Origin of the sequence: Puia sp. (assembly GCF_036500295.1) — a bacterium.
Taxonomy (GTDB): Bacteria; Bacteroidota; Bacteroidia; order Chitinophagales; family Chitinophagaceae; genus Puia.
Map to the genome: position 1 here is coordinate 22,564 of NZ_DASYCH010000106.1, position 9,584 is coordinate 32,147.

A 9,584-nucleotide genomic window follows, 5' to 3' on the forward strand; every position below is an offset into this window, starting at 1 on the left:
ACGATATGAACCTGCCTGCCCGCTTGTATTTCCTCTTACCGCTCTTCTCCCTGGCCTGTCAATCTGCCTCCCATGAACCGGGAAAGGCGGCTGTGGACACCGCCGCATCCCCAAAGCCCGAAAACCCCCGGGTCGCATTGGTCGCCGCCATCCGGCATCTGGATTCCACGCTTGCGTCGGGTGACAAGGCGAGCATCGGGGAGTTGATCCGGTGGCCGCTGCCTTATGGCAATGCTACCATGTTCAGCGTGGATTCGGCATTGTATGCGGAGGAGACGAAGACAACCTTCCTCACCGCGGAAATGTATAACCGCTATGCGCCGCCGGTGGATTCGGTGATCCGGGCCGAGATCCGGACCCTTGTGCGGCAGGCCGACTGGAACCGGTTGTTGACGAAGGATAGTGTCGGCTATAGCGAGATCCTGCCGGACCTGCAATGTTTTACCTCCTATGTCGCGGAGGTGTCCGGTGACACGATGGTAGTACTGCATTTCGATCTGAATGCAAATCCACAGTGGAAGGCAAAGGCAAAGCCGGCGGCCGACGAATCGGAGGGTTGTCAGGGGACGACGTTCCTCACTTTTTCCTGGAATGGCAAGCGTCTGTTGTGGGAGAACCTGCAAAGCGAGGATTGAGAGAGGTGCGGATTGAAGGAGATGTGGACGGAGGAATGCAGGGATCGAGGAAGGCCTTGCGCGCCTTTATCGGGTTTTTACAATGGAATTTAAGAGCTGCCTGTTCTCTTCGGCCGATCGGAAGACCGTTTCCTTTTTTATTGCGAGCAGGCAGTTTCGGCAGAGACAGTCGGCGTAGTTGGCGGCGATGAATTGCTTTTCCGCATCCGACAGGGAGATGCCATTGCACTGGCATTGCAAAATATTGCCCACTTTGCATTCGAAGGGAGTGTTGCAACGTCCGCAATGTTTTGTTTCATGCTTGCACATAGGGTGAAGATAAAGAATTCTATTGATCCGTTCAGCGGATGGTCTATCGGTGGTTGTCTTTGGCTTCCTGTGCGTGTTATAGCCCGCCAATCTTGCGAACTTGCGAATTTTCGCAAAATTTCTAACGTTTTTTCACGGTATTTTCATCCTGCTTTTTCCTTGGCTCACCCGACCAAAGCCTAAAAAGGGATTACACGATTATCATTCATTCCTTCACGCTTATCCTGAAATTCAACTCGCTCATCTGTTTATTGACATGCGCGCAATTCGACCTCTTTGTCTTTTGAGAGGCGTCGTACGGGGCACAAAACTGCATACTCCGAGTTTGCCCTTATAAAAATGTAAAAGTTTTTCCTTTACTTCGCAGCGTTACTCTCAAACCTTTCCGCTTTATCCTTTCCGCCGTTCGTACCCACTCTTAGCAACCGCCGTAATACCTAAACTCTAAACCGTCTGCTTACATGAACCTCCTGACTGCTCATGCACGCGTGCCAAAGCGCGCCCCACCTTTTTTATCTCCCGTTTGTTTACTGATCCCGTTTTGTAACGTCGAGCCCCGGATATCTCCGGCAGGCTAAGCACTCCTAATCCCGGCTTCATGCTAAAAATCCCCGCTTTATGCGGCCTGGCCTTGTTATGCCTGGCCCTAAGCCCCGCTCATGCCCAGGCCGTCGACTCATCGGCCGACAAGGTCATCAATTTCCCGACAAAGTTACTCGGTCGCATCCGGTCCAGGGCAGCGAGCTTGAACGACCAGCTCACCCGGCAGACCCAACGCTATCTGCAAAAGATGGCCCGGCGCGAGGAAAGGCTGCGGCAGAAACTCGCGACGACGGATTCGTCGGCGGCGAAACAATTGTTTGCCAATTCCGCTGGCCAATATGCGGCCCTGGGTGCGCGGATACAAACGGACTCGGGCAGCGCCCACGCACTGCTGAACGGCACGTACCAGCCTTATCTCGACTCGCTTCAGGGTTCGGTGGCTTTCCTGAAACAAAATCCGCAGCTGCTCACCGCCGGCATCACGAATCTATCCCAGCTCCAGGGTGCGGGCACGCAGCTTCAGGCGTTGCAGGCAAAGATGCAGGATGCCGATCTTGCCAAAGCCTATGTTCAGCAGCGCAAACAGCAGATCGGGGCCTATCTCGCAAAGCATGCCGATCTCCAGCCGCTGCTCGGTAAAACCTATGCCGGGATGCAGCAGGACGTCTACTATTACTCGCAGCAGTTGCGGCAATACAAGGAGATGTGGAACAACCCCGATCAGCTGGAGCAAAAGGCGCTGAGTGTTCTCGGCAAGCTGCCCGCGTTCCAGACCTTTATGCAGCAGCACTCCCAACTCGCCGGGCTCTTCCGGATCCCGGGGAATTATGGTTCGGCCGCCTCGCTGTCGGGACTGCAGACAAAGGAACAGGTCGCCGAGCAGATCCAAAACCAGGTGAAGGCCGGCGGGGCGGGCGGCGATGCAGCCCTTCAGTCGAGTCTCCAGTCGGCCAACTCCCAACTGGACGACTATAAGAGCAAGTTAAGCACGCTCGGCGCGGGTAACGGCAATGCGGACATGCCGGACTTCACACCTAATGACCAGAAGACAAAGACCATTTGGCGCCGCCTGGAATATGGCGTCAACTTCCAGACCACCCGCAACAACTATATGTTTCCCACAGTTACCGACTTCGGTTTTTCGCTCGGCTATAAGTTGGGGCATAACAATATCATCGGTGTCGGCGCCAGCTACAAACTGGGCTGGGGCAACGGGATCCAGCATATCGCCTTCAGCAGCGAGGGGATCGGCCTCCGGTCGTTTCTGCAGATCAGGATCAAGGGTACTTTCTCGGCGAGTGGCGGGTTTGAGTACAACTATACCACGCCGTTTACTTCGTATCAGCAGCTCAAGCAGCTGGAATACTGGACGAAGAGCGGGCTTATCGGGGTGACGAAGACTGTTTCGACGAAGAGTAAGGTCTTCAAGAAGACGAATATCAGCCTGCTATGGGATTTCCTGAGTTATCAGGCGGTGCCGAAGACGCAGCCGATCGTGTTTCGGGTGGGCTACTCCTTTAACTAACGCGATTATCCAAGAACAACGATGAACAAATGCATTTTTATGAACTTCAAGTATAGACTGATCTTCCCGGTTCTTTTTTTTCTGGCCTTAACAGCGCAGGCACAGCAGCCTACGAATGCTGACGCTACTAAAGGCTATTACAACGTCACGGTATCAAAAACCCCTGAAGCCGAAGGGATCGAGCAATTCGGTAAAGTGCCGGTAAATGAACTGACCGGTACACCCGATATCTCGATACCGATATCTTTCGAGCGAATTTTATGGGACATTCCTTTGCCTTTTTCTATGATAAGGTGACCGGTAATCTTACGTTCAAAGGTGAGCAGTCCACGTTTAAAATTCAACCGACATTGAATGCCGCGGGGGGGATCGGTTCCTTTGTTATTACGGATAACGACGGAGTTGTATATTATTTTAACCTGACGGAGATCACTACCTTCACTTTGCCGGCTAATGTAAGGCAGATAGCTCCGGTGATTTCAGCCTATCTTCTTACGAAAGTCGTTCATCCTAGCGGTGACTATATTCAATTTAACTATGCCAATTTCGGTTCTTCCTACCCGATGGTGAGCCCGAGTGGTTTTACGACTTTTGGGGTCAATGGCGTAGGTACCGTAGATATCAGTCAATCCCAATCAGGCGGTGGTCAAAACCAGGGGATCCTTTCGCCTTACTACCTTACCAGCATCCAATCTCCGGATATGGAAGCGGATTTTTCGTTGGGGGCAAGAAATGATATTTATGGTTCGGGAAGCAAGCGATTGGATCAGATCACGGTCAAAGAACGACAGACAGGGCGGGTCTGGAAGATGGCTAAATTTAATTACACCTATTTCACCGCTCCGGTAAACGCCCATTTGGCCGGATATGGCGGTTTTACCAATTTACCGGACGGGCCAAATTTTTCGTTGTCGGCCTACTTCGCTTGTCATAACATTCGACTTAGACTGGATGCTCTGAAAATAAATGACCTGCCGCCCTTTCAATTCGCCTACAATTCCACGCTGATTGACAAGTTGTCCTATTCGCAGGACCATTGGGGCTATTACAATGCCGCCAATAACTACCAGCATGATGCCAATCCAACCTCACTTATTCCCGCTATCGGAATTGCTTCTTCGCTGGGATATCCATCCTATGAGGGCTCGGCCAATCGAAATTGCGACGTCACGTCCGTGCTGGCTATGAGTTTGCAAAGTATTACCTATCCTACCGGCGGAAGCACCTCCTTTGAATTTGAGCCACACCAAAGCAACGCTGCCACTGGCATTGGGGGTGGTTTACGCATAAAAACTATCAGAAATTATGCGGCGTCTGGTAGTCTGACTAATAGCACCGGCTATTCATATGTTCAGGGGGTTTTTATGGGGCGTGTGAACTATGAGACTGAAATTTATAAACTGGCGAGTGGACCAGTTAATCCCGGCCCAGTTACGGATCAATTTAACATTTCTTCCAATGGGTTTTCCAACGACAACGACCTGTTGATCGCCTATCCCGCCGTTACTATCACTCAATCGGGGCCAACTAGTCAAACCAATGGGAAAATAGTCAAAGCGTTTAACGTACCGACACCCTATTCCGGTTTTCAGGTTGATCCTCCGGCATGGCCGATCAATCCTCCAAATGTGTCCACGATTCAATTCATTAACTTAAGCAAATCTGCCTTTCCACCATCACCTGCCGGGAATTTGGATGGAAAGCTCCTGCAGGAACAATATTTCAACACTTCCAATAATTGGGTAAAGACTGTCAATTATTATTACCACCAGGCCAACTATAGCCAGAACTTTTATGACATTCGTGCATTGGATAATGTTCAGGGGAGCGTTGGGAATACGGGGGCTTTCTTTAGTCCAAATGGCTGGCGGGCAGCTACTATCCTGGTTTCTCCGAACAAAACATATACTACACTGAAGGATAGCGTAGTGGAAACAGATTATTTAAATGGGTCGGCCGTCACCAATCGAACCTATTATACGTACAACTCCCTTTTTCAACTGCAGTCGGAACAACACTTTGCTTCTGATGGCGGTTCGACTCTCACCTCTTATCAATATCCGATTGATCAGCAGAGCTCGGGCTCTTCGATTATCAACGGCATGATTGCAGCTCACATTTTCTCCCCTGTATTATCGACTACGGTAACGCGGAATGGGTCTCCTGTGAGTTTTATCAACCAAAACTACACTAGTCCCACCGTCAATGTCTTTGTCCCGCAGTACACTCAGGTGCAGACCGGAAGCGACCCATTGGAGACCCGATTCCTGTACAATTACTATGACCCACAAGGACACTTGTGCGAACGCCAGCTGCCGAATGGCGTAAAAGAAGCATTCTTATGGGGCTATGGGAAGCGTTTTCCCGTTGCAAGAATTATTGGAGCTGATTTTCTTTCGGCCAACGGGCACGTCAATTCCGCTATCGTAAACAGTCCGTCCGACGATGGAGCGCTTAGGACGGAATTAAATAAGTTACGTACCGGCCTGCCAAATGCACTGGTAACATCTTATACTTACGATGTGTTCACCGGGATGACTTCTCAAACTGATCCTTCCGGCGTAACAAGCTATTTCAATTATGATGGTGATGGCAGGCTGGCTTATGTGCAGGACCAGCACCTTAATGTGGTAAAGCGGTTCGCCTATGGGTATGCGGGTATGCCGGATGGAGCTTCTGACGTACTTAGTACTTCTTTGACTGCTACCAATACCACGACGACATCGTGGACGGCTACGTTAACCAGTCCTGCAACCGGATCAGTACCTTATACGATCAATCAGGGATCACCCCCAACCGTCTTCGCTAACCTGGCTCCCGGCTCTTATAGCGTCACGCTTACACCCGACAATGCATTGACCGCGAATGCTCAATTGTTATATAATGGCGTAACCTACATAGGACAAAGCTTTTCATTCAGTAACGTGAACGCCAATCTGCCGAATACATTCGATCTAAGTACCGGTCCGCCGTTCCCAGGGTCAATTATCATGAACACCGGCTTTAGCGCGCCGACGGAAGGTGTCAACATGAATGGCGGGGTGGTAACCGGACACCTTACCTGGAACTCGAATAATCCGATCTCAAGCGGGGTTACGTATACCATTGGTGTAGTCACAAACGACTGTGTGCCTTCTGCCAACAGATCTTTCCCCGTTACGGCAGTCGGAGGCAATGTCTGGACCGTCACCGTTACCAGTGCTGGTGAGATAAAAGTGAGTTGCGGTGCAACGATCAGCGCCCATACCACTATTACCTTTTCCTCCTTCTCCTATCCCATATAATAAGCGATGTGCCAAATACGAAAAGATATGAGCATCCACAATAGCAATACAAAGTTTATCGCCAGGATGACGAAAGCGACCTTGCTGACACTTTCATTGTGCCTGGCAGCTCAATGCCTCTTTGCCCAGATCAACTACGTGCGCAGTTGGACGATCACGGCGCCGGATCTCGATCCCAATGCGGTGATCACCCGGCCTGTTAACGAGGCCAGACCAACATCGAACTACTTGGATGGGCTTGGCCGACCCGTGCAGACCGTAGTTAAGCAGGGGTCTCTTGTTACCGCTTCGGCGCTTACCGGAGATTTGGTCAGCCTAAAGGGATTTGACGATGTCGCCAGACCAAGCAAGCAATACCTTCCATATGCTGCGGCGACTATTGATGGTACCTATAAGTCGGATGCACTCACTGCTCAGCCTGCTTTTTACAATGGCACTAACAGTCCTGTTGCCGGCCAGGTCGAAAATGGAGTATATGCGTATGCACAAACAAACCTCGAATATTCTCCGCTTGACCGTACACTATTGACGATGCCCCCGGGTAATGGTTGGCTGGGCTCCAACAAAGGAGTCCGCACGCTTTATTGTGGCAACACAGGCGTCGACTCGGTTCCTATCTGGCAGGTTGTTGACAACGGACTGGGTAATTTTGCAACGTATACAACGACCAACTTTTATCCGACGGGCTCGCTTTACAAGACGATAACTACGGATGAAAATGGTCAGCAGGTGATTGAATACAAAGATAATGAAGGGAAAACGTTGTTAAAAAAGACGGAACTGACGGCTACAGACAACGGAAATGGATCCGGCTATTCCGGTTCGCTTAGCACCTGTTATATTTACGACAATCTCAACAATCTTCGTTGTGTCATACAGCCGTCAGGCGTGGCCGTTCTCGCCGGTAATGGCTGGGTGTTGAGCTCTAATTCAACCTTGCTGGCAGAACAGTGCTTCCGCTATGAGTATGACCAACGGAACCGATTAATCATGAAGCAGGTGCCTGGTGCCGGCCCTGTATTTATGGTATATGATGTTGTCGACAGACTAGTCATGACCCAGGACGCCAATCTGCGAAGCCAGCTGAAATGGATGGCTACCCTATATGACGCATTGAACCGGCCAGTCATAACCGGACTCTTATCGGACAACAGCTCCTGGAGTCAGCTTCAGAGTGCTGTGACCACATTGACAGCAACCACCAGCGTTACGAATTATACGGTGGCCGGGCAATCAATATCTACCGTTCAGGTTGCCAATAATCCCATAGCTTCCAGCGGTTCGCTCGATATATTAACAGTCACCTACTATGACAATTACAATTGGACGACTCCGGCTGGAGTAAGCGGCTCGTACGCCGCGCCGCCGTCCTCGGGATTCGTCACAAGCTACAATACAGCGCCGCAATATGCGCAACAAATGACGGCAAGTTCCCAGACAGCCGGCCTGGTGACGGGCACCCTGACAAGAGTACTAGGTACGACAAATCAATACCTTTCTTCTGTTTCGTTCTATGATGATTATCATCGGGTGATCCAGGCGCGTCAGACCAACTATACGGGAAGCGCAGATGTTCTGTCCACGCAGTATGACTTTTCCGGAAAGCCGTTGAGAAATCTGTTGCAGCACCAAAAGGGCGGCAACGGTCCTCAGAGTCACACGGTGATGACAAAATTTGACTATGATGCGATGTACCGGGAGATCAATTGCTGGAAGAATATCGACGGAGCAAGCAGCGATCAGTTGATCTCGAGTATGCAATATGACGCCTTAGGGCAATTGAGTATGAAACAGCTAGGCAAAGACCTCGTCAGTGGGTCAAGCCTCGATAACCTTAGTTATACGTATAATATTCGCGGGTGGCTGGCCTATATTAACAAGGATTATGTATCGCAGACAGGGCCGGGGACCAACTACTTCGGGCTGGAATTAGGCTACGAAAAGGCTACCAGCGCTTCCGGAAGTAATTATTTAAATCCTACCTACAACGGCAACATCGCAGGTATGGTTTGGAAAAGCGCCGGCGATCAGATAGAGCGTAAGTATGACTTTACTTACGACAATGTCAGCCGCCTGACCGGGGCCGCTTATCTCGACAACCAAAGTGGCTGGGGAAAATCGGTAATGGATTTTACGGTGGATAGTCTTGGCTACGACGCCAACGGGAATATCCTGTCGATGTACCAACATGGATTCAAGTTGGGCAGTCCCACGGGACTGATCGATCAGCTCACTTACACCTATCAGCCGAACAGTAATAAGCTTGCACAGGTGGCTGACGGAGTTAACGATCCCAACAGTACGCTCGGCGACTTCCATTATTCCGGGACAAAGCAGTCGGCCGACTATTCCTATGATGGGAACGGCAATTTAACGCTGGATAACAACAAGAAAATCGACTACATTGTATACAACTACCTCAACCTGCCGCAGCAAGTGCACATTAACGGCAAGGGAAATATCTTGTACACCTACGATGCCACCGGCAACAAGCTGCAAAAACAGGTGATAGATAGTGCAGCCGGTATCGCCACCACTACTCTCTATCTGGGCGGCTTCCAGTATCAGCGGCGAACTCCGATGGCGACCCCTTCCGGCGGGACCGATACCCTGCAATTCATGGGGCATGAGGAAGGGAGGGCGCGCTGGGCGTTCCATAAGTACACCACCGGCGACTCGGCCTACGGGTGGGAATATGACTTCATGGAAAAGGATCATCTGGGTAATACCCGGGTGCTGCTGACGCAGGAGCGGGACACGGCCAATTATATCGCCACGATGGAGGACCAATACCGGACGACGGAGGACGCACTTTTTTATGGGATCGATAATTGTGTTACGTCCAACCCGGGATGGTTTCCTGTCCAGCCCGGTACACCCAACCCTAACAACTCGATTGCTAATACAGATGGGTATTCCACCCATATCGGCCCTTCTATTCTGCTGAAGGTGATGAGCGGCGACAATCTGAACATCGGCGTGAATGCCCTTGCCTTCGACGGGGTCGTTCAGCCACCGCATAGCTCCTTCCAATATGTTCTCAATACCCTGGCTACGGGTCTGGTGTCGCAGACGGGTGCCGCACATGGTGATTTTACAAGTCTCACGGATCCCTCTTCGGCGTTGTATGCCGCCGTCGGTTCATTCCTTTCGTCAAAGGACACGAACACGACCTCGACGCCGAAAGCGTACTTAAATTGGATGCTGCTGGACAATCGCCTCAACTATGTGAGCGGCAATGGGCAAAGCGGCGCCATCCCCTTAACGGGGCTAAATACCATGCAAACC

Annotated in this window: 6 protein-coding genes; 5 read left to right on the forward strand and 1 reads right to left on the reverse strand. The window is 50.9% G+C overall.

Translation table 11 applies throughout. The features are described 5' to 3' along the window. The first annotated feature begins 5 nt into the window (after window positions 1-5). The gene (locus VGM48_RS20550) at window positions 6-635 is read left to right on the forward strand and encodes a hypothetical protein (RefSeq protein WP_331582309.1); all 630 of its coding nucleotides are present in this window, start codon (window positions 6-8) and stop codon (window positions 633-635) included. Window positions 636-701: 66 nt separating this feature from the next. Here the strand turns inward: VGM48_RS20550 and VGM48_RS20555 are convergent, their stop codons facing one another. Beyond that, window positions 702-944 carry a cysteine-rich CWC family protein gene (locus VGM48_RS20555; protein WP_331582310.1) on the reverse strand — a complete coding sequence of 81 codons (243 nt, stop codon included), beginning with the start codon at window positions 942-944 and terminating at the stop codon, window positions 702-704. A 598-nt stretch (window positions 945-1,542) separates the two neighbouring features. Here VGM48_RS20555 and VGM48_RS20560 point away from each other — a divergent pair. The 4 genes from VGM48_RS20560 to VGM48_RS20575 all read left to right on the forward strand — a co-directional run. Next, entirely contained in the window at window positions 1,543-3,012 is a 1,470-nt protein-coding gene (locus VGM48_RS20560) for a hypothetical protein (RefSeq protein ID WP_331582311.1), read from the forward strand. 39 nt (window positions 3,013-3,051) lie between these two features. After that, window positions 3,052-3,309: a hypothetical protein gene (locus tag VGM48_RS20565; protein WP_331582312.1), complete on the forward strand. Its 258-nt coding sequence runs from the start codon at window positions 3,052-3,054 to the stop codon at window positions 3,307-3,309. Continuing rightward, entirely contained in the window at window positions 3,273-6,296 is a 3,024-nt protein-coding gene (locus VGM48_RS20570) for a hypothetical protein (RefSeq protein ID WP_331582313.1), read from the forward strand. Before VGM48_RS20565 ends, VGM48_RS20570 begins: the two co-directional genes overlap by 37 nt. A 27-nt stretch (window positions 6,297-6,323) precedes the next feature. Continuing rightward, window positions 6,324-9,584, forward strand: a 3,261-nt coding sequence (locus VGM48_RS20575; protein ID WP_331582314.1) for a DUF6443 domain-containing protein, incomplete at its 3' end; no start/stop codon positions are given.

Coding starts and splice junctions, on each gene's coding strand:
- VGM48_RS20570 (WP_331582313.1), top strand. CDS start 3,273: ATGGGACATTCCTTTGCCTTTTTCTATGATAAGGTGACCGGTAATCTT.
- VGM48_RS20560 (WP_331582311.1), top strand. CDS start 1,543: ATGCTAAAAATCCCCGCTTTATGCGGCCTGGCCTTGTTATGCCTGGCC.
- VGM48_RS20555 (WP_331582310.1), bottom strand. CDS start 944: ATGTGCAAGCATGAAACAAAACATTGCGGACGTTGCAACACTCCCTTC.
- VGM48_RS20565 (WP_331582312.1), top strand. CDS start 3,052: ATGAACTTCAAGTATAGACTGATCTTCCCGGTTCTTTTTTTTCTGGCC.
- VGM48_RS20550 (WP_331582309.1), top strand. CDS start 6: ATGAACCTGCCTGCCCGCTTGTATTTCCTCTTACCGCTCTTCTCCCTG.